General features: G+C 53.1%; 20 protein-coding genes and 3 tRNA genes. 10 read left to right on the top strand and 13 right to left on the bottom strand.

The genetic code is table 11. The features are described from left to right. Positions 1–169: 169 nt before the first annotated feature. The 6 genes from opgB to K7B04_RS01820 all read right to left on the bottom strand — a co-directional run bounded on the left by opgB (position 170) and on the right by K7B04_RS01820 (position 5,847). Complete coding sequence (gene opgB, locus K7B04_RS01845) at positions 170–2,464, bottom strand: phosphatidylglycerol--membrane-oligosaccharide glycerophosphotransferase (RefSeq protein ID WP_167576950.1); 2,295 nt, start codon at positions 2,462–2,464, stop codon at positions 170–172. Positions 2,465–2,650: 186 nt separating this feature from the next. Then, positions 2,651–3,142 (bottom strand): DUF2501 domain-containing protein, encoded by a 492-nt coding sequence (locus tag K7B04_RS01840; RefSeq protein WP_223803380.1) that lies wholly within the window; start codon positions 3,140–3,142, stop codon positions 2,651–2,653. A 69-nt stretch (positions 3,143–3,211) separates the two neighbouring features. Beyond that, on the bottom strand, positions 3,212–3,949 hold the full coding sequence (gene dnaC / locus K7B04_RS01835) for a DNA replication protein DnaC (protein WP_163448828.1): 738 nt from the start codon (positions 3,947–3,949) through the stop codon (positions 3,212–3,214). 2 nt (positions 3,950–3,951) lie between these two features. Continuing rightward, positions 3,952–4,491, bottom strand: coding sequence for a primosomal protein DnaT (dnaT, locus tag K7B04_RS01830; RefSeq protein ID WP_163448827.1), 540 nt, complete (start codon positions 4,489–4,491; stop codon positions 3,952–3,954). Between the two features lie 115 nt (positions 4,492–4,606). Beyond that, positions 4,607–5,080: a threonine/serine exporter gene (locus K7B04_RS01825; protein WP_163448826.1), complete on the bottom strand. Its 474-nt coding sequence runs from the start codon at positions 5,078–5,080 to the stop codon at positions 4,607–4,609. Next, on the bottom strand, positions 5,071–5,847 hold the full coding sequence (locus K7B04_RS01820; RefSeq protein ID WP_223803379.1) for a threonine/serine exporter ThrE family protein: 777 nt from the start codon (positions 5,845–5,847) through the stop codon (positions 5,071–5,073). Before K7B04_RS01820 ends, K7B04_RS01825 begins: the two co-directional genes overlap by 10 nt. A gap of 279 nt (positions 5,848–6,126) precedes the next feature. Between K7B04_RS01820 and pobA the strand changes: the two genes are divergently transcribed. From pobA to bglJ, 4 genes are all read left to right on the top strand, one after another. Next, positions 6,127–7,311 carry a 4-hydroxybenzoate 3-monooxygenase gene (pobA, locus tag K7B04_RS01815; RefSeq protein WP_223803378.1) on the top strand — a complete coding sequence of 395 codons (1,185 nt, stop codon included), beginning with the start codon at positions 6,127–6,129 and terminating at the stop codon, positions 7,309–7,311. 3 nt (positions 7,312–7,314) lie between these two features. After that, the gene (locus tag K7B04_RS01810) at positions 7,315–8,205 is read left to right on the top strand and encodes a helix-turn-helix domain-containing protein (RefSeq protein WP_167576947.1); all 891 of its coding nucleotides are present in this window, start codon (positions 7,315–7,317) and stop codon (positions 8,203–8,205) included. A 280-nt stretch (positions 8,206–8,485) separates the two neighbouring features. Beyond that, entirely contained in the window at positions 8,486–9,211 is a 726-nt protein-coding gene (locus K7B04_RS01805; RefSeq protein ID WP_223803377.1) for a response regulator transcription factor, read from the top strand. Then, positions 9,172–9,855: a DNA-binding transcriptional activator BglJ gene (gene bglJ, locus K7B04_RS01800; protein WP_223803376.1), complete on the top strand. Its 684-nt coding sequence runs from the start codon at positions 9,172–9,174 to the stop codon at positions 9,853–9,855. Before K7B04_RS01805 ends, bglJ begins: the two co-directional genes overlap by 40 nt. Here bglJ and K7B04_RS01795 read toward each other — a convergent pair. After that, positions 9,852–10,322, bottom strand: coding sequence for a YbaK/EbsC family protein (locus K7B04_RS01795; protein ID WP_163448820.1), 471 nt, complete (start codon positions 10,320–10,322; stop codon positions 9,852–9,854). The two genes, bglJ and K7B04_RS01795, sit on opposite strands and share 4 nt — an antisense overlap. Positions 10,323–10,659: 337 nt before the next feature. Here K7B04_RS01795 and K7B04_RS01790 point away from each other — a divergent pair, with 337 nt between their 5' ends. Beyond that, a complete protein-coding gene (locus K7B04_RS01790; RefSeq protein ID WP_163448819.1) occupies positions 10,660–12,003 on the top strand; it encodes a PTS sugar transporter subunit IIC in 1,344 nt (447 codons plus the stop codon). A 37-nt stretch (positions 12,004–12,040) separates the two neighbouring features. Here the strand turns inward: K7B04_RS01790 and fhuF are convergent, their stop codons facing one another. Together fhuF and K7B04_RS01780 are read right to left on the bottom strand one after the other, a co-directional pair. Next, positions 12,041–12,829 (bottom strand): siderophore-iron reductase FhuF, encoded by a 789-nt coding sequence (fhuF, locus tag K7B04_RS01785; RefSeq protein ID WP_163448818.1) that lies wholly within the window; start codon positions 12,827–12,829, stop codon positions 12,041–12,043. 102 nt (positions 12,830–12,931) lie between these two features. Next, positions 12,932–13,996, bottom strand: a complete 1,065-nt coding sequence (locus K7B04_RS01780) for a GGDEF domain-containing protein (RefSeq protein WP_163448817.1) — start codon at positions 13,994–13,996, stop codon at positions 12,932–12,934. Positions 13,997–14,224: 228 nt separating this feature from the next. Here K7B04_RS01780 and K7B04_RS01775 point away from each other — a divergent pair, with 228 nt between their 5' ends. Continuing rightward, positions 14,225–14,464: a DUF1435 domain-containing protein gene (locus tag K7B04_RS01775; protein ID WP_163448816.1), complete on the top strand. Its 240-nt coding sequence runs from the start codon at positions 14,225–14,227 to the stop codon at positions 14,462–14,464. Positions 14,465–14,499: 35 nt separating this feature from the next. Here K7B04_RS01775 and K7B04_RS01770 read toward each other — a convergent pair. The 4 genes from K7B04_RS01770 to rsmC form a co-directional block, all read right to left on the bottom strand. Further along, positions 14,500–14,586: transfer RNA gene (locus K7B04_RS01770), tRNA-Leu, on the bottom strand. 35 nt (positions 14,587–14,621) lie between these two features. Beyond that, a tRNA-Leu gene (locus tag K7B04_RS01765) sits at positions 14,622–14,707 on the bottom strand. A 27-nt stretch (positions 14,708–14,734) separates the two neighbouring features. Continuing rightward, a tRNA-Leu gene (locus K7B04_RS01760) sits at positions 14,735–14,821 on the bottom strand. Positions 14,822–15,045: 224 nt separating this feature from the next. Then, positions 15,046–16,077: a 16S rRNA (guanine(1207)-N(2))-methyltransferase RsmC gene (gene rsmC / locus K7B04_RS01755; protein WP_223803375.1), complete on the bottom strand. Its 1,032-nt coding sequence runs from the start codon at positions 16,075–16,077 to the stop codon at positions 15,046–15,048. Between the two features lie 227 nt (positions 16,078–16,304). Between rsmC and K7B04_RS01750 the strand changes: the two genes are divergently transcribed. The 4 genes from K7B04_RS01750 to prfC all read left to right on the top strand — a co-directional run bounded on the left by K7B04_RS01750 (position 16,305) and on the right by prfC (position 19,510). Beyond that, a complete protein-coding gene (locus tag K7B04_RS01750) occupies positions 16,305–16,718 on the top strand; it encodes a DNA polymerase III subunit psi (protein WP_167576944.1) in 414 nt (137 codons plus the stop codon). After that, the gene (gene rimI, locus K7B04_RS01745; RefSeq protein ID WP_167576942.1) at positions 16,687–17,133 is read left to right on the top strand and encodes a ribosomal protein S18-alanine N-acetyltransferase; all 447 of its coding nucleotides are present in this window, start codon (positions 16,687–16,689) and stop codon (positions 17,131–17,133) included. Before K7B04_RS01750 ends, rimI begins: the two co-directional genes overlap by 32 nt. Positions 17,134–17,150: 17 nt before the next feature. After that, positions 17,151–17,828: a pyrimidine 5'-nucleotidase gene (yjjG, locus tag K7B04_RS01740; RefSeq protein ID WP_163448862.1), complete on the top strand. Its 678-nt coding sequence runs from the start codon at positions 17,151–17,153 to the stop codon at positions 17,826–17,828. Between the two features lie 92 nt (positions 17,829–17,920). Further along, on the top strand, positions 17,921–19,510 hold the full coding sequence (gene prfC, locus K7B04_RS01735; RefSeq protein ID WP_163448812.1) for a peptide chain release factor 3: 1,590 nt from the start codon (positions 17,921–17,923) through the stop codon (positions 19,508–19,510). Positions 19,511–19,873 lie beyond the last annotated feature (363 nt).

Here is a 19,873-nt window from a genome sequence, read left to right as displayed (position 1 = left end):
TTTTTCAATATTGGTAAATGCTATGTAATTTGCTTTTGTTGGTATATTTATAAATATGAATTCGATTTATATGGTTTTTATGACTTATTTATAAGCTGTTTATAGGTTTTTATTTTTACGAAAGTAGGTGAGGGAAAGGGGGGCGTTATGCCCCCACGCGCTTCATGTATTAGCCTTGCGCATCGATCACTTTGATTTCCACCATTCCTATACCTAGCTGGCGCGGAGAGTGGCCGAGGATATTGCCCTCGTTAGTTGACTGCGGGTCTGGCGGCACAATGACCAGCGTGCTGGCAGCCGACGGGTTGTCGAAGTGCAGCGTAGTGGTGGTCACATCGTGGCTAAGCGTGATTGTCTGTTCGCTGTTGCCCACGCGAACCGGGATCGGTTTATCCGCGTTTGGCCCAAAGGCTTTGGCAGTGATCACCAGGTCGAAGCGCTTCGGCAGCGGGTGCTGATACTCAATTTTTACCTCCTCGCCAAGCTGGGCGTTGGACCAGCGGCCCCAGGCTTCCGGGCGAGAGATGCCGCTAAAGCTTTTCACTTCTTCCGGCGCGCCCGCGACGTTAAAGATAAAGCTATCGGCTTTGTAGCGGATATCGTTGTCGACTGTTTTCAATGAATCGACGTTGCCTTTGTAGCGCACCATATCGATCACCGTGTCTTTAAACTCGGTTTTACCGTTCCACTGCGTTTTGTCGACGTGCTGTACTTTTTGCTCGCCGCCAAGTTGGCCCTGCGACACGCACCAGTCGGTAGACAACGCCAGATTTGGTGACCACTGTTGCGCCATTTTGTAGCAGCGATCGACCCAAACGAAGTTATCACGTGGGGCAAAATCGGCCAGCTGGTAGCGCAGCGGCGCGGAGTATTCGCTTTCCGGCAGCGGCTCAACGCGGTTATCCGACACGCGCAGCAGCAGCGGCAGGCGGAAGTGGCTCCCGGAAAAAGCAATCATGTTTTTCTGGGTGTCGATAGAGAAGTTTTTGATCTCTTTCGGGAAGTTCCACAGGCGAATAATGTCCGGTTTCCACGCCAGAACCTTCTCTTTCATGTTCAGGAACACTTCAGACAGCGACTGCCCGGACAGGCTGCTGCGGCCCAGGCCGATAAAGTTGTCGCCGCCGAGCATATCCAATACCGTTGCGCCGTTATCCATGGTGTTACGTTTTACCGCCAGCACGTCCTGCTCGTCGGGTTTATCACCGCGAATCACAAAGAACAGATTGCTGCGGTCTTGTTTATTCAGGTAGTCCCAGGCGGTGTTTTTCATCGCCAGATGGTCGGAAGAAACCACGATAATCGTATTTTTAAACCAGGGGGACGCTTTGATTTTATTAATAAATTCCGCAATATTTTCCTGGCTACAGGTCACTGCGCTGAACGACTGGTTGGCTTTACCGTTGATATCGTATTTTTTGCGATTGCAGGTACGTGAGATAAAACCGTCGGGGTGGTGGGTATCGACGGTTAAGGTGAACAGCGAGAAGCGCTTGCCTTCGCGGGATAGCGTCTCAAATTTCTTCCACGCTTCGTCGAGAACGGTATCGTCGTAGTAGCCCCAGTCGTTTTTGTAGGCCGGGTCCGCAACGGTGGTTTTCAGCTCTTCCGCGCCGTACAGATTGTCGAAGCCGTGCGATTTCAGGAACACGTCTTTGCCGGCGAAACGCAGGTTGGCGCCCTGCACGAAATAGTTTTCGTAGCCGGAGTTTTTAAGGATATCGCCAAGGCAGATATTTTGCGGGAAGAAGCTCGACAGCGATGCGGAGGCGTTGCCTTCGAACGGCGCGAACAGCGGGATGCCGCACTGGGAGGCAACCATGCCGGCAATGGTGTAATCGGTACCCGGCAGCTGCATGGTATGGCTGAAATCCAGACTCTGGTTTTTCAGCTCGCCCAGCTCTGGCGTCAGGTTGGGGAAGGCATCGTTGTCAAAGTAGGTGCGTTCCAGGCTCTCGCCATAGATATAGACGAGGTTCAGCCTGGGGTTCGGGATCGTTTTCGACGGCTCTTTATAGTACGCCGAGAAATCAGGATCGCCGTCGCGCGACTGGGATTTTACCAGTTCGCTAATCTGGCGGAACGCCGGGCTGGCGTCGACCGAGCCGACGGCCAGAATCAGCGCCAGCAGGCTGTAGCCAAAATGGTGAGGATGATGACGGCGTCGGCGCAGTAGCCAGCCTAACGCGCTAAAAACGGCGACCAGCGCGACGACGAGGCCGACTCCAGGAAGAATGTATTTGCTGACGCCCGCGCCTGTCAGGCTGTTGGTCAGCGTATAGAGCACCGCATCGTTGATACCGTCACCGGTAAAGTAGTCGCTGGCATACAGGGTAATATTCAGGACCACAAACAGGCCCAGTACCGTTAACGTGGCGGCAAACCACCATTTATTGCGCCCGGCCTTCCAGGCGTATATCGCAATGGAAGCCAGAAACAGAACGAGGGATAACAACTCTGACACTACACGTCCTCAACCGCGCCAGGTTTTCTGGCTACACAGAAAGTAACTTCACAATGTAATTGTGCCGTCATCTGTCTGCAATTCTAACGTAGTGAAAGTGTGCTGTTATTCGGAATTGGTTTAGAAATGAGCGTTATTTGAGCGATTTCGGGCGGCGAGTGTGAGTCCCGCCACCCAAATTGACTATCAGGAAATGAAGCTAACACCTTGTTTCAGGACGAAATCACAGGCTTTTGCTTTCACTTTTTTACCCAGTTCAGTGTTCCCCAGGCTGTCGAGATCGAGTTTCTGACCGTCTTTGGCGTTCAGCAGCCCCTCAAGGCCTTCCATGTAGCCGGTATCTTTCTTCTGCTCAGTCGCGGTGTTGAGGCCCAGTTTATCCAGTACCTGATTTTTTACGTTATCCACGTTGGCGACGGAAGTCAGTTTTTCTTTCGCGCAGTACCCCATGATGCCGGCGGCATTGTTCATGCTGCTGGCGCTCAGCGACTGACTGCCACCGTTAAGCAGATTGGTCAGCGTTGAGATGGACGTTCCGCCGCTCTGTGACGAGCTGCTGCTGCCGGCGAGGGAGCTGGCTGCGCTACTCAGATCATTCAACGATACGGCGCTCGCAGCGGTAGAAATAAACGCGCTGGCAATGATTACGCGGCAAAGCATCGATTTTACAGATTTCATGGGGTCTACTCGTGTGTGCAATTATAAATGGACGTGATAAGTATACGCCTGTCATTCATAAGATATATCTTAATACTCTTTCCCGGTCACCCGGCTGCGGTAACTTTCCCAGTTGAAGATGACCCACAGGCTGTTACCGAGGCGCATGCGGTCCATCACTCGTTCACCCAGCAGCTTGTTCATTTCATCGAGATTGCTGTTGGTGAGCATGCCGGTCGGGCGCTTGGACGACGAGCGGCGATCGACAATCTGGTTGATGATCACCTTCTCATAGCGCGATTCGGTCTGCATGCCGATCTCATCGATGACCAGCAGATCAACGTTGCTTAAGTCGCTTAACAGCTGTTCTTCGCTGGTTTCACGGTTGCTGAAGGTCTCTTTCATTGCCGACATAATATCGGCGACGGTAATAATCAGCACTGATTTCCCACGCAGCAGCAGTTCGTTGCAGATGGCGGCGGCAAGATGGTTTTTACCGGTGCCTGGCTTGCCGGAGAAGATAAAGCTCGCGATATTGCCGTCGAATTCGTCAACGTATTGTCGCGCCTTCGCCAGCGCGTTCATCTGGCCTTCGTTTTCCACGCGATAGTTATCGAACGAGCAGTTCTGGTGCAGCGGACGAATGCCGGAGCGGTTAAAGGTACGCTGCATTTTCATCGCGCGGTTTTCACGCGCCAGCGCCGCCGCGCGGATCTCGCCCTGTTCTTTCTGCCAGGCCAGCAGCTCTTCGCCCGTTTTAAAGGCGGGTTCAATATGCGCCGGCATCATCTTTTGCAGGCGTTTCATTAATTCGCCAACGTTTTTCATGCTCAACCTCTGAAACCCGGTGGAATCTGACGGTCAGGTTCGCTGACCGCGTTAACGTCGCGCCGCATCTGGCCACTGTTATTCGCCCGGCTCATCTGTACGCTGCGCGCTAATTTTTGCTGCCATTGCACGTGGTGGAAGACTTTGCCTTCCGCCTGCCAGTAGGCGACGAAGGAGGCCAGCTCTTCCGGCGTGACCGGCTCGCTTAAGGCGATCCCCCACAGCGCGGAAAGACGCAGAAACTCGGCATCGGGCTGCCATCCTGCGTACATGGCAAATTTTCCCATCGGTACGGAGACCGGTGCCGCCGTGGGTTCTTCAAAGAACTGGGCGTCCAGCGTCACGTCGCTGCCCGGACGGGCAAGCTTTTCTTCCAGCGCCAGCAATTGCGCCAATCGCTCCGGCGTGACGGCATAGAACGCCGGCGCATTATTGGCAAACACGGCGACCGCGCCGCCCTGGGTTTGCGCAAGAATGGCTGCCGGATCGGCCACGAAAGCGTCAATACCAATCACGTTTGGCGTTAAAATACGAGAAGACATAACACACTATCTCAATACTGAAAAATACGGGAAGGGTGCGGGAAATCCGCACGAATACTGCACATAGTAGCACAAGCCGGGGGAAGGGCGGCACTCTCCAGCACCGCCCCCAGGATCATACCCGTGGGCGCTTGCGATACAGCCACAGCCCGGGAATCGACAGACCGATGGAGAGCGCGCCAACGATGGAGGACGCCTTCAGGAAGTTACTCAGCAGGGTGATCATCAGCTCTTCAGAATAGCCAAAATGGCTGATTTTGACCGCCGAGATCATGGCCGTGTAGGCCGAAATACCCGGGAACATCGGGATCACGGCGGCCACGGTGAAAATTTTCGGATGCGCCAGATACCAGCGCGACCACTGGATGCCGATGCTGCCCACCAGCATGGCGGCCAGGAAGGTGGCCCATTCGATATTGAAGCCCGCGGTCATCATGCAAAAGCGCGAAGCGTGGCCGATGGCCCCCAGCAGGGCGCACCATGGCAGCGCGCGGTGCGGCACGTTAAAGACCATGGCGAAACCAACCGCTGGAATGGCCGACAGCACCATGTCCTGCGCCAGCAGCAGTACAAAATCGATTACACCCATCCGCGCAGCCCCCATAAGGTCATGGCCATCACCACGCCGACGCAGGTGGCAAGGGTTAACAGACTGGCAATCGCCCAGCGCGCCAGGCCGGTGTTGATATGCCCTTTGAACATGTCGGCGACGGCATTAATTAGCGGGAAGCCCGGCACCAGCAGCAGGACGCTGGCCGCCATGGCGACGGTCGAAGTCTGATGAAAGGCGGGCAACTGTAGCATCAGACCGGAGATGGTGGTCGCCACGAAGGCGGTCAGCCCAAAGTTAATCTGCGGATGCATGGAACGGTGCGTGAGCAACTGGCGGATGTACATGGCAATAGTACTGGCGCAGAAGGTGACCAGCGCGCCGTCCCAGCCGCCGTTGTTCAGTTTACAGAAGCAGGCGCACGACAGCCCGACCATCAGCACGACCAGCCAGCGCGGATAGCGAAGCGGTTTTATCTGCGCAAAACGTTTACCGACATCTTTATAGTCCAGCAGCTTGTGCTCGGCCATGATGACGATGTGCTGTACTTCGGTGACCACGTGCATGTTAATGCCGCGATCGCTGTTTTTACGCGTGGACGTCAGGCAGAGACCATCCTTGATGGTGGTTAGCACGATGGCGTTCGATGAGATGGCGCTTTCGACGCTGTCCATCCCCAGCGCCCGGCCCAGCCGCGTTGACAACTCCTCCACCAGGGCGCTCTCCGCCCCGTGCTGCAATAAAAAAAGCCCGCACTGAATACATAGCCGCGTAACGATGCGTTGTTCTGACTGATCGACTTCCATAAGCACCCTGGTACCCAAAACGCCTGTGTAATGACCTACTTGTACCCGAAGAGTTGGTCTGTACTCTCCGCGCCGGATCAAACAATGTGCAAAAATTCAGCGTTCGTCACCAGAGGGCGAAGAGTTGATATCGCCCACACTTTTGCAAAACTGTTCGAAAGTGCAAATTTTGAACGGATTCTGGCCTTCTTTTTCGTTACTGACTTATCAAAAATGCATTCTGAAACTTTATGTATACACAAAACAAACAAATAATTAACCAGAATGTGAGGTCACCCTATGAACACGCAAGTCGCCATTATCGGTGCCGGGCCTTCGGGGCTGCTGTTAGGCCAGCTGCTGCATAACGCCGGGATTAAAACCGTTATCCTTGAGCGCCAGACGCCGGAGTATGTACTGGGGCGCATTCGCGCGGGCATTCTGGAAAACGGTACCGTTGAGTTGCTGCGTGAAGCGGGAGTTTCTCGCCGCATGGACGCAGAAGGGCTGATTCACCACGGCGTGGAGTTTCTGTTTGCCAACCAGCGCATTCCCGTGCCGCTGAGCGAGCTCACGGGGGGGAAAACGGTGATGGTTTACGGCCAGACCGAAGTGACGCGCGATTTAATGGAGGCGCGACAGGCGTGCGGCGCCCAGACCATTTATGGCGTAGAACAGGTCGAGCTGCACGATCTCAAGAGTGATAAACCTTGTGTGACGTTTGTGAAAAATGGCGAAACGTGTCGGCTGGAATGTGATTTTGTCGCGGGTTGCGACGGGTTCCACGGTGTTTCGCGACAGAGCATTCCCCGCGAGATTCTGCGCGAGTACGAAAGTATCTGGCCGTTCGGCTGGCTGGGGCTGCTCGCGGATACGCCGCCGGTAAATCACGAACTTATCTATGCACACCATGAACGTGGGTTTGTATTGTGTAGTCAGCGCTCACTAACAAGAAGCCGCTACTATCTCCAGGTCCCGCTCAGCGATAAGGTCGAGCAGTGGTCTGATGAACGCTTCTGGGAAGAATTGAAACGTCGTCTGCCGGATGAATTGAGTCAGAAGTTAGTGACTGGTCACTCACTTGAGAAGAGCATCGCGCCGCTGCGTAGCTATGTGGTGGAGCCAATGCAGTATGGCCGAATGTTCCTTGTCGGTGATGCGGCGCACATTGTCCCACCGACGGGCGCCAAAGGGTTGAACCTGGCGGTGTCGGATGTGAATTATCTGTGGCGTATTTTGCGTCAGTACTACCGCCATGGCCGCGAAGATTTGCTTAGCCACTATTCGCAGCTGGCGCTGAACCGGGTGTGGAAAGGCGAACGCTTTAGCTGGTTTATGACGCATCTGCTACACGATTTCCAGGACAAGAGCGCGTTCGACAGAAAAATGCAGGAGGCGGATCGCCAGTATTATCTGGGATCGCGCGCCGGGCTGACGACCATTGCGGAGAACTATGTTGGGTTGCCTTATGAAACAGTGGAATAGAACATGAAGCGTGCGGGCGTGGCGACACCACAGTCGGATATCGTGCCGGTCTTTAAGCTCTATGGTGAGCAGATAGGCTGGCCCACGCCTGACCTGTTGCACTGTGAGTCGATACTCCAGCGCAGCAGCCTGTATGAGTGGCATATCCGCGTGCATCAGCATGCGGAACTGGTGCAGTTGCTCTATTTGCACAAGGGGCAGGCGGAAATTGAAGTGGAGGGCGAGCGCTACGTGGTCAACGAGTCCAGTATCCAGGTTGTGCCGTCGCTGTGCGTGCACGGTTTTCGCTTTTCACCCGGTACCCAGGGCTACGTACTGTCGCTAGCGCTTCCATTGCTGAGCAAGCTGGAGGCGCAGTTCGGTGGCCAGCTTGATGTGCTTAGCCAGCCAGGTTGTATTCCGGTTAAGCGTTCAAGTCGTCATATTCGGTCGGTGTTTACGACGCTGCTTGAGGAGTATACGCACGAGAACGATGCGCGTGAGATGATGCTCTATTCACTACTGGGCGTGTTACTGGTTTGGCTAAATCGGCAGGGCACGCCGTCAAAGGTGATTGAAGACAAAAGCGAGCGCAAGCGCGGCGTGCTTCGGCAGTTTGCGCGGCTGGTTGAAAGCCATTATCGCGAGCATTTGTCGCTGGCGGAATATGCGCAGCGGCTCGGGGTATCGACAACCCATTTAAACTGCCTGTGCCGCGAATTCCATGGGGCCAGCGCGCTGAGCGTACTGCACCAGAGACTGTTGCTGGAGGCCAAAAGAAGCCTACAGTACACCAGTATGACCATCACTCAGGTGTCTGACTATCTGGGGTTTAGTGATGTCACCTATTTTTCCCGTTTTTTCAGAAAACGGGGGGGCATGACGCCCAAAGAATTCAAAATGAAAATGCAATAACGAGGAAAAAATACAGGGCGCGAATTTTAAATTTTCTTATAACTTAATTAATATTTTCTAAGTTAGTGCTTTCCAGACGACATGCCATACTACCTTCGTCAATCCCACCAGTACATCCATGTGGCAAAATATTTATTGGTCCGGTAACGACAACATAATAATAATTTTATTGCAGTAAAGGGAATAGAAACGGATGGGTTCAGTTTCCTGTTAATACTTTGCATAGTATTAAATAATTTTATATTCAGGAAATGAATCTTCGAATGGATACGGAGGTTTTATGTCGCCAGAATACTGCAAATTCGCGGTGATTATCAGCAAAATACCGGTAATGCAGTCTGGGCTCAGTACGATAATGGAAACGCATTTTCCTGATTATGAGCTCAATTTTTGCCAGTCTCTTGAAGAGTTAACGTTACTTCAGTTACGTCGTACTGACGTAGTCATTGTTGATTTTTCGGGGGAGGTCAGACACCCTCGCGCGCTTTGCGAACAATACTACACGCTGTTGTCCCAATATCGTGATATTCACTGGATCTTCATGATTAGTCGGCAATATTACCCGCTCGCCGTTGAGTTTTTAATGCGCCCGGAAAGCACGTTGCTTTCAGATTCAGATCCCATCGATCGTCTTATCAAGGCCGTCCAGCAAGGGGGCGTCAGTACGGAAAAGATCAGTCAGACGCTGCTTTCCATGCAAAACAACGATGAGATTGATGGTGAAAATGATCAATTAATCATGCTTACGCTATCAGAACGTAAGGTATTGCGTCTGCTGGCTAAAGGCTGGGGGATTAATCAAATCGCCGCATTATTGAAAAAGAGCAACAAGACGATCAGCGCGCAGAAAAATAGCGCAATGCGTCGGTTGTCATTGCGCAGTAATGCGGAAATGTATGCCTGGATCAATAGCAATCAAGGGATGAAGGAACTCAATCTCTACTCGGCTTATGGGGAACAAGCGGAATGGAAAAGCACAGCAGGAAGCAGTGCGTCGCTATCATAGAACATTGTATGATGGCTGAAATGGGGCTGCGTCATCTGTTGGCGCATTCTCATTATCGAAATTTTACTTTTCACTTTTATCGATCTATTCGTGAATTTAAGCTGGCGCTCCGTCAGACCTCTTTTGATGTATTAATCTGCTGCCTGTCCGGTACAAGGGAGCCGCGGATTGAGTGTCTGCTTACGATGGAGGAGATTGCGCGTCATGACGCCGGAATAACACGTATCGTTCTGGCGAACGATAGCGTAGAGGCAGAACTTATTAAGCATCTCTCACCAACTTATCTTCACGGAGTACTGAGTAAATCCAGTCCGTTAGCGGAGCTTCAGCAGAGTATGCAGGATCTACTGCGAGAGGCGGCGCTTGGTCATGAATACATTGATGCATCCTTACTGCATCATGAAAGTCGCAGTCTGAGTCCGACCGAAAATATTATTCTGCGTTATATGACTTACGGCTATTCGCTGATGGAAATTGCGCAGCGCCTGGATAGAAACATCAAAACTATCCGTGCGCACAAATTCAATGCGATGACGAAGCTCGGTGTGAATTCAGACGTTGGACTGCTGAGTGCCGCTGACTTATTGGTGTCTCTGCCCGACAGGAATATCGCATATAACCAGAGACCATCCCATTCTGTTTAATGGGATGATGGTAAGCAGACGTCAACCCACGTTGCCGAGGTCAGGCTGGCCATTCTTTGCGGAGAGATGCGTACCGCGCTATGAATGGCGCCCGCCGCCGGGAGAACTTCGTCATAGGCCTGCAGTGAGATATCGCAATAGACGTCCAGCGGGTTTTCCAGACCAAACGGGCATACGCCGCCGACGGGGTGTCCGGTCAGCATGACCACTTCATCACTGCTGAGCATGCGAGCCTTCGCCCCGAACGTTTCTTTCAGCTTTTTATTGTCCAGACGGGCATCGCCTTTGGCGACCACCAGAATGACACGGTCTTTGATCTTTAACGACAGAGTTTTGGCAATCTGTCCAGGCTCAACCTGGTGAGCGGCGGCGGCCAGCGCGACGGTCGCAGTGCTTTGCTCAAGCTCAATAATATTGATGTCGGGCGCGTGCTCGGCAAAGAATTCTCGTACAGACTGTAAGCTCATCATGGTCTCCTGATTTTTCGGCGAGTCACTCTGTCATAAAGCTACCTTGGTTGTAAATATTTCGACTAAGTTGTGCAAAAATTGTTTGATTTCTGGATCTCCTTCACATTCGCTGCAACCGGTTACAGTAACCGGTTGCAGTTCGTGTTCAGTCGATTGATACTGCGAGGGTAACTTCCTTTGTATCCATAATAAGAGCCATATATGAACTGTATCCCTATGAACAATATGTCAGGTCGCGTTGCTGCAACCGCAGAGCGTTCACAGTTTGCCCAGTCGTATGTCGGCAAAATCGTTGTTGCTGTGCTTACGTCTAAAGCCTGTCAGGAGGGCTGCTATGTCTGCTAATCACGCTGCATTTAATTTGATATTTCGTTTTGTAGAAAACTACGTTAGTCCAGTTGCTGGGCGTATTTCATCTCAGCGCCACGTCATGGCTATCCGTGACGGCTTTATCTCTGCTATGCCTTTCATGATTGTGGGGTCGTTCTTGCTGGTATTCGCATACCCGCCATTCTCGCCGGATACCACCTGGGGCTTTGCTCGCGCATGGCTGGACCTGGCGAAACAGTTTGAAGGCCGCATTCTCACGCCGTTTGATATGACGATGGGCATTATGTCTATCTATATCTGTGCCGCCATCTCCTACAACTTAGGTAAACACTACGAAAAGACCAATCAGCTCGATCCCTTCATGTGTTCGATGCTGTCAATTATGGCCTTCCTGCTGGTTGCCGCACCGAAAACTAACGGCACTCTGCCGGTAGATAGCCTCGGCGGAACCGGGATCTTCACCGCCATCCTCGTCGCCGTTTATTGCGTAGAGATGATGCGTTTTCTGAAAATCCGCAACATCGGGATCCGTTTACCGGACCAGGTGCCGCCGATGATCAAAAACTCCTTCGACCTGCTGATTCCTGTGCTGGTGGTGGTGCTGACGCTTTATCCGCTGAGCCTGTTTATTCAGAGCCAGTTCGATATGCTGATCCCTCAGGCCATCATGTCGGTGTTCAAACCGTTAGTGTCCGCGGCTGACTCCTTACCGGCTATTCTGCTGGCGGTACTGATTGGCCACCTGCTGTGGTTCGCAGGGATTCACGGGGCGGCGATTGTATCCGGCATGCTGCAGATGTTCTGGCTGACCAACCTCGGTTTGAACCAGACCGCGCTGGCACAAGGGGCACCTCTGCCGCACATCTTTATGGAAGCGTTCTGGACCTTCTTCATCGTGGTCGGCGGTTCAGGCGCCACCATGGGTCTGGTATTCTGCTATCTGCGTAGCCGCTCGGCACACCTGCGCTCGATTGGCCGTCTGAGCGTGGTGCCAAGCCTGTTCAACATCAACGAGCCGGTGATTTTCGGTACGCCTATCGTAATGAACCCGGTGTTCTTTATTCCGTTCCTGCTGGCGCCGATGGTTAACGCTATTCTGGCCTGGGCCGCAATGAAGCTGGATCTGATTGGCCGAGTGATCTCTGTTGTTCCGTGGACTGCGCCGGCACCTATCGGTGGCGCGTGGGCATTAGGTTGGGATTTCCGTGCGGCGATTCTGGTCGTGTTGCTGGCCTGTGTTTCGGCAATTATCTACTACCCGTTCTTCAAGGTGTATGAGAAACAGTTGCTGGCACAGGAAGAGGAAGAAGCACAGCGTTCGGCTGAAGAGAGCCAGCAGGTTGCTTAATGATTAGAAAATCGACGGGGCGTTATCGCCCCGTTGGTTATTTTAGCGTGCAGTCGCCGCATTGCTGGACGTCTGGCAGGCGATAGCGCTGACAGCAGGTACGCCGCGCCAAACGACCTTCTCTTACCACAACGGTACGCCAGAGCGGATTATCCTGACCATTCGCCAGCGTCTTGCTAAAGAAGTATCGCTGACGCAGTTGGTTCACCTGTTCTTCACCCAGTAAAGCCATCATTTCCCCGAGATACCAGTTAATTAAATAACCGGTATTACTCCAGATAAGCTTTCCATTAATGTCGCCAGTCGCTTCCAGCGCTTCAATAACCGGCGTGATTCCCTGAATCACCAGATGATCCATACGCTCGACGAGCGGCTTTTGGCTGGCGCGCAGATCGTGGCGTACGTCGACCCAGAAGCAGGCTGCACGGCCGGTTTCGTGGAATTCGACGTGGATATGTTCTGGCGAGACGGCGATAGCCGATTCTTCGGTCAGTAACGCCAGCATCAGCGGTGGTACCATCAGGCCGAGATACCACTGCGCCCAGAGTGAAATCAACGGCTTGTTTTCACGGGGCTGCGTTGGCTGGTTACGGTAGATATGATCAGAGTAAATAGCCAGCAGAGAACGCAGTTCCGTTGGTTTTGCCCACTCGGCTAGCGTTCTGGCGTTGCCTGGCGGCGTCTCGTCCAGGCGAAACATCTCCAGCATATGCGGACGATGCTCGGCGATTTTCGCGCGTACCGAGTCAGCGAACGCGTGTTCCCACGAAGGAAGCGGCGCGCGCCAGATGAGATCATCAGCAATCGGAGCGGAACGATAGGCCATAGTATTAGCTAGATACAAAACTAAATGATAATGATTAGCAATCCTAGCTATAGATAAAAACAAGCGCAAGCGGTTTATCGCTCGCGCTTGTTTTTTGTGAACTCAGATGGCGGGAAGCCGTTCGCTGGTCAGGGCGTTGTTACGCCCCTGGTGTTTGGCTTCGTACAGCGCCTTATCCGCCATCTGGATTGCCGCGTCGATATCGTTATCCTCTAACGGGGCAATGCCGATACTGACGGTGACATGGGTGGCGACGCTGGCATTAAACATATGTGGGATCTTCAGATCGTAGACCTGCTGACGAATGCGCTCTGCCGTCAGGATGGCATTATTCAGATCACACTGTGGCAGCAGGACCAAAAATTCTTCGCCACCGTAGCGGGTCACAATGTCGCGAGAACGCACCGCATTGCGAATCGCAGCAGAAACACGCATCAGCGCCTGATCGCCCATCATATGACCGTAGTGGTCGTTGTAGGCCTTAAAATGGTCGATATCCAGCAGCAGCACCGAATGTTGCGCCGGGCCAAGCGCTTTCAGGGAATCCAGGCGGAACTGGAAGCCGCGACGATTATACAAGCCGGTAAGTGGGTCGAGCATGCTCAGGCCGTTCAGCGTTTCGCGTTCCTCCAGCAGTTTGTACATCAACCCCTGGGCAAAGCTGTCGTTACGCCGCTGGATGATGTGCTGAATGGTAATGCCGATTAATGGTAGCGCGAAGCAGTAGACCATTCGCCACCACTCTTCCGAATTGCTGCTGAACAGGCAGACAATAAAAGTCGGTAATGAATGCAGCACAAAGGCAACGATATTATTTGAAAAGGCAATAGTTCCAACAAATAACACGCTAAATAGCGCAACCATTTGAAAGTTATCATTTACCGTGGGGAGTACAAAAGTTTTACTTAAAATATGCCAGCCCCACAGGCAGCCAAATATTGCCGAAACTATCGGCAGGTTGAGTTTTACTCTCGCGTATCGCCAGTTCCACAGCAGCATAGCGCCGCTGCCCACCGCAATGAGCATTGCCGGTAAGGGAAATATATGTACATCATATATCGGACTGAACACCGACAGCGCCGATGAGACCAAATTGAGAAACAAAAACAGCCGGAACGTTAGCTGATATTTTTGCGCACGCAGGGTGCGCCATGATTGTACAGTCATTGTTTGAAGTTGTAGTCAGCCTTAAATAAATAAGTAACTGCATCAAAAGCAACAATAATGCAGGAAGAGTTGTGCGTTTGCTTTATATTTGACATGTTGGTTTTTTAGACAACTTAACACCATATAATATTCATGTCATTAATGAATATGAAACCTTAGCGCAATAGCAGACAAATGACAAAAAAGACTATATGATATTGGTAATCATTATCATTTGAAGGTCTGGTCATGTTGCAAAAAACGTTAGGCAGCGGTTGGGGCGTAGTGCTTCCGGGAGTGATTATGGCGCTACTCAGCACCATGGAGCTTTCTGCCGATGTCTGGCGCGGAGTGATTGTCTGCGGGCTGCTGCTAAGCAGTGCGATGATCTGGCATCGTCAGCTAAGGCATTTTGTACTGTTGCCGTCTTGTATTGCGTTAATTGGCGGTATTGTACTGATTATAATGAATTTAAAATCGATGGGATGAAGCGAGAAAGGAAATCAGGAAGAGAACGAGGAAACTGGTGCGAGGGGGGGGACTTGAACCCCCACGTCCGTAAGGACACTAACACCTGAAGCTAGCGCGTCTACCAATTCCGCCACCTTCGCACAGATATCTCGTTACTTTTGTTATATCGCCTCGTTGGTGCGAGGGGGGGGACTCGAACCCCCACATCCTAAGGACACTAACACCTGAAGCTAGCGCGTCTACCAATTCCGCCACCTTCGCACAGTGCGAGCGATATAACGTGGATTATGGTGCGAGGGGGGGGACTTGAACCCCCACGTCCATAAGGACACTAACACCTGAAGCTAGCGCGTCTACCAATTCCGCCACCTTCGCATACCATCGATTCTTTATGAAAGAATCGTTACCACGGAGGCGAATTCTAGAGATTTTACGCTGTGCGTCAATAGTTAATTATCGAAGACTGCGCGATTGCCGAAAAAAAAGGCGTTTATGCGGATTTTGCCGTTTGTTGCAGGCCGGATAAGCGTTAGCGCCATCCGGCCTTGTTCGATGCAGCACCGGATATCGGCGTAAATGCCTTATCCGGCCTGCATTGATTAGGCTTTTTTCGCCTGACGGGTCATAACGGTGCGGTACACCTTGAAACGGCCAGTCTGGGCAATGACTTCATGGAAGCCAAAGGTCTCATCCAGCACTGCCGGATACGGCAGGAAGGCGTTGGCCACGATGCGTAGCTCGCCGCCGCTGTTCAGATGACGCACGGCGCCACGAATCAGCGTTTGCGCGGCGTCCAGGCTGGTCTGCATGCCATCGTGGAACGGCGGGTTGGAGATGATCATATCGAAACGACCGTTCACCTCAGAGAAGACGTTGCTCGCCAGCACGTCGCCTTCAATGCCATTTGCCGCCAGGGTTGCGCGGCTGGCTTCGACCGCCGGAGCGCTCACATCGCACAGGGTCAAACGAACCTTCGGCGAGTGGCTGGCCAGCGTCGCCGCCAGCACGCCCGCGCCGCAGCCGACGTCCAGCACTTTACCTTTGGTGTGTGGCGTCAGGGTGGAGAGCAGCAGCTGGCTGCCGACATCCAGCCCGTCACGGCTGAAGACGCCCGGTAGGGTCTTAATGGTCAGCTTATCAAGCTGATATTCGCCCCAGAATGTTTCCGCATCGAACGCCGGCTGTTTTTCCAGACGACCGTGATACAGGCCGCAGCGGCGAGCGCTGTCGACTTTATTCAGCGGCGCGAACTCTGCCAGCATCTGTTCGGCGCTGCGCACGCCGCTGCGGTTTTCGCCAATGACGAAAATATCGGTACCCACCGGCAGCAGAGACAGAATGTTCATCAGCTGGAACTGGGCTTCCGGTTTGTTCTTTGGCCAGTAGTAGATAAAGGTGTCGCTGTCGGCGACGTCTTCCGCCTGCGCCACAAGGCCAAAGCGGACGTTGTCGCCCATCTGGCGGCTCAGCACCTGCCAGTGGTGAAACTGCTGGGTATGTGCGCGGCTTGCGGCGGTCTCAAGACGTGCGGGCAGGTCATCCTGCAGATCGCCGGCAAAGAAAATACGGCTCTGTTCGAAATCGTCACTGTGGCGCAGCAAGACTTCACTTGCCGGGGTAAAAGCAGACATGAATGGTTCCTCATTAAACTCAGGCCGCGATTATACACGTCATCCTTCAAGTTGCCTCTATGTTGGCTGCACTCATTCACCCCAGTCACGTACTTTTGTACGCTCCTGGGGATTCATTCGCTTGCCGCCTCGATGCAACTCGAATGATTTTGTGTATATAGAGTGTAATTGGCGCAGTTTCGATGAATTTGCTATATTTGCGCCCTTGATAGACAGGAGCGTTGCACATGACATCCCGGCGAGACTGGCAATTACAACAGTTGGGTATTACCCAATGGTCACTGCGTCGCCCTGGGGCGCTGCAGGGTGAAATTGCGATTACGCTTCCACAGCACGTTCGCTTAGTCATTGTCGGCGAGGATCTGCCCGCGCTGACGGAACCGCTGATGGGCGATATTCTGCGCGCTCTGCGTCTGACGCCGGACCAGGTTTTACCGCTGACGCCCGATCGCGTCGCGATGCTGCCGCAGGAGAGCCGCTGCCACTGCTGGCGGCTAGGTAATGATGAGCCCGTCACGCTGGAAGGGGCGGTGATTTCGACGCCGCCGTTTAATGAACTGCAAGCCAGCGCGCCCGCGCGCGCCGCGCTTTGGCAACAAATTTGCGCCCATGAACACGATTTCTACCCTCAGCACGACTGATTTACCCCGCGCCTTCGCGATTGAAACGCGCGCTCATGCGTTTCCCTGGAGTGAAACAACCTTCGCCAGTAATCAGGGAGAGCGCTATCTGAACCTGCAGCTGTCGGTCGACGGTGAAATGGCCGCCTTTGCGATCACGCAGGTGGTGCTGGATGAAGCGACGCTGTTCAATATTGCCGTCGACCCGGCATATCAGCGCCGTGGGCTAGGGCGCGAGCTGCTTGAACATCTCATTGATGCGTTAGAAGCCCAGGGCGTGGTCACGCTATGGCTGGAAGTCCGCGCGTCAAATCATGCCGCTATTGCCCTGTATGAAAGTTTAGGCTTTAACGAGGCGACGATCCGTCGCAACTATTATCCCACGGCAGAAGGCCGCGAGGATGCCATTATTATGGCGCTGCCCATCAGTATGTAAGACAAGGTGAAAAGATGATGAAGTGGGACTGGATTTTCTTCGATGCCGACGAGACGCTGTTTACGTTTGACTCGTTTAGCGGCTTACAGCGGATGTTTCTCGACTATAGCGTGACCTTTACCGCGGAAGATTTCCAGGACTATCAGGCGGTGAATAAGCCGCTGTGGGTCGATTACCAGAACGGCACGATCACTTCTCTCCAGCTTCAACATCAGCGCTTTACCGGCTGGGCGGAACGTCTGAACGTTCATCCGGGCGATCTGAACGATGCCTTTATGAACGCGATGGCCGAGATTTGTGCGCCCTTGCCGGGGGCGGAGTCACTGCTGAACGCTCTGAAAGGCAAAGTGAAAATGGGGATTATCACAAACGGTTTTACCTCATTACAGCAAACGCGTCTTGAGCGTACTGGCTTTAGCAATCACTTTGATTTGCTGATCATTTCTGAAGAAGTCGGCGTCGCCAAACCGGATCGCCAGATCTTTGATTACGCCCTTGAACAAGCCGGTCATCCGGACCCTTCCCGCGTGCTGATGGTCGGCGATACCGCCGAGTCTGATATCCGCGGTGGAATGAACGCTGGCTGGGCAACCTGCTGGCTGAATGCGCACCAGCGCGCGCTGCCGGAAGGCATCACGCCTGACTGGACGGTAACCTCATTGCCTGAACTGGAGCGACTCCTGTGTAAACAGTGATTGCCAGCCCCCCTTTGATGGGTAAAATAGCCGCAATTTTTTCGTATTCAACATGCGCGGCGCGTTGCCGCGTTTACTAAGAAGATTGAATTATGACGTTGTCTCCTTATTTGCAAGAGGTGGCCAAGCGCCGCACTTTTGCCATTATTTCTCACCCGGATGCCGGTAAAACGACGATTACTGAAAAGGTGCTGTTATTCGGACAGGCCATTCAGACCGCCGGTACGGTAAAAGGCCGTGGTTCCAGCCAGCATGCGAAATCCGACTGGATGGAGATGGAAAAGCAGCGTGGTATCTCGATTACCACGTCGGTAATGCAGTTCCCATACCGTGACAGCCTGGTGAACCTGCTGGACACCCCGGGGCACGAAGACTTCTCCGAGGATACCTATCGTACGCTGACAGCGGTCGACTGCTGCCTGATGGTCATCGACGCCGCGAAAGGCGTAGAGGATCGTACCCGCAAGCTGATGGAAGTCACCCGTCTGCGTGATACGCCGATCCTGACCTTCATGAATAAACTCGACCGTGATATCCGCGATCCGATGGAAGTGCTGGATGAAGTTGAGCGCGAGCTGAAAATCGGCTGTGCGCCGATTACCTGGCCGATTGGCTGCGGCAAGCTGTTCAAAGGCGTTTACCACCTCTATAAAGATGAAACCTATCTGTATCAGACGGGTAAAGGCCACACCATTCAGGAAGTGCGTATCGTTAAAGGGCTGAACAGCCCTGAGCTGGACGCGGCGGTAGGTGAAGAGCTGGCCCAGCAGTTGCGTGACGAGCTGGAACTGGTGCAGGGTGCGTCCAACGAGTTCGATAAAGAGCTGTTCCTGGCAGGGGAAATTACTCCGGTCTTCTTCGGTACCGCGCTGGGCAACTTCGGCGTTGACCATATGCTCGACGGTCTGGTGGAATGGGCGCCAGCGCCGATGCCGCGTAAAACCGATACCCGCCTGGTGGAAGCGCAGGATGAGAAGTTCTCCGGCTTCGTGTTTAAAATTCAGGCCAACATGGACCCGAAACACCGCGACCGCGTGGCGTTTATGCGCGTGGTGTCGGGGAAATATGAAAAAGGCATGAAGCTGCGTCAGGTGCGTATCGGTAAAGATGTGGTTATCTCCGACGCGCTGACCTTTATGGCGGGCGACCGTTCGCACGTTGAAGAAGCCTATCCGGGCGACATCATCGGGCTGCACAACCACGGTACCATCCAGATCGGCGACACCTTTACTCAGGGCGAGATGATGAAGTTCACCGGTATCCCGAACTTCGCGCCGGAACTGTTCCGTCGTATCCGTCTGAAGGATCCGTTGAAGCAGAAACAGCTGCTGAAAGGGCTGGTACAGCTGTCGGAAGAGGGCGCGGTGCAGGTGTTCCGTCCGATTGCCAACAACGATCTGATCGTGGGCGCCGTGGGTGTACTGCAGTTCGACGTGGTCGTTGCGCGTCTGAAAAGCGAATACAACGTTGAAGCGATTTACGAATCGGTGAACGTCGCCACCGCCCGTTGGGTAGAGGGTAAAGACGCGAAGAAATTCGAAGAGTTCAAGCGTAAAAACGAAGTTCAGCTGGCGCTGGACGGTGGCGATAATCTGACCTACATCGCCCCGACCATGGTAAACCTGAACCTGACGCAGGAACGTTATCCTGACGTTGAGTTCCGCAAAACTCGCGAGCACTAAAACCCCCTTCAGGGTGCGGCAGCCGCTGCACCCTGACACTTTTCCTTCCTTTTTAGCCTGTTACGGAAAGTTCTTAATTCCGCTCCTTTTTCCATTAACTGTCTGTTTTTTGCCCAACGAAGCGGGCGCTTTCAAAATTGTGATCTATATTTAACAAAGCGATGACATCTGTGTCGGCTTTAAATTCTGTTAGTCACGCCATGTAAAGTGCTTAAAGCTGACACTTATTTTCATCGCAATATTAATAACTGGATAAGGGCGCGTTTTCGCGGTGATTTGTGACCCGGAGAATTGGGGCTGTCGTGAAATACGTGGTCAGGGGCTTCGTCCCCTATTCAGCAATGCAACCTGCGTGTTGCAAAT

The organism is Kluyvera sp. CRP (genome assembly GCF_019930565.1).
GTDB lineage: Bacteria > Pseudomonadota > Gammaproteobacteria > Enterobacterales > Enterobacteriaceae > Kluyvera > Kluyvera georgiana_A.
Note: the sequence above shows the minus strand (reverse complement) of the source record. Positions and strands in the feature narration are given on the sequence as shown.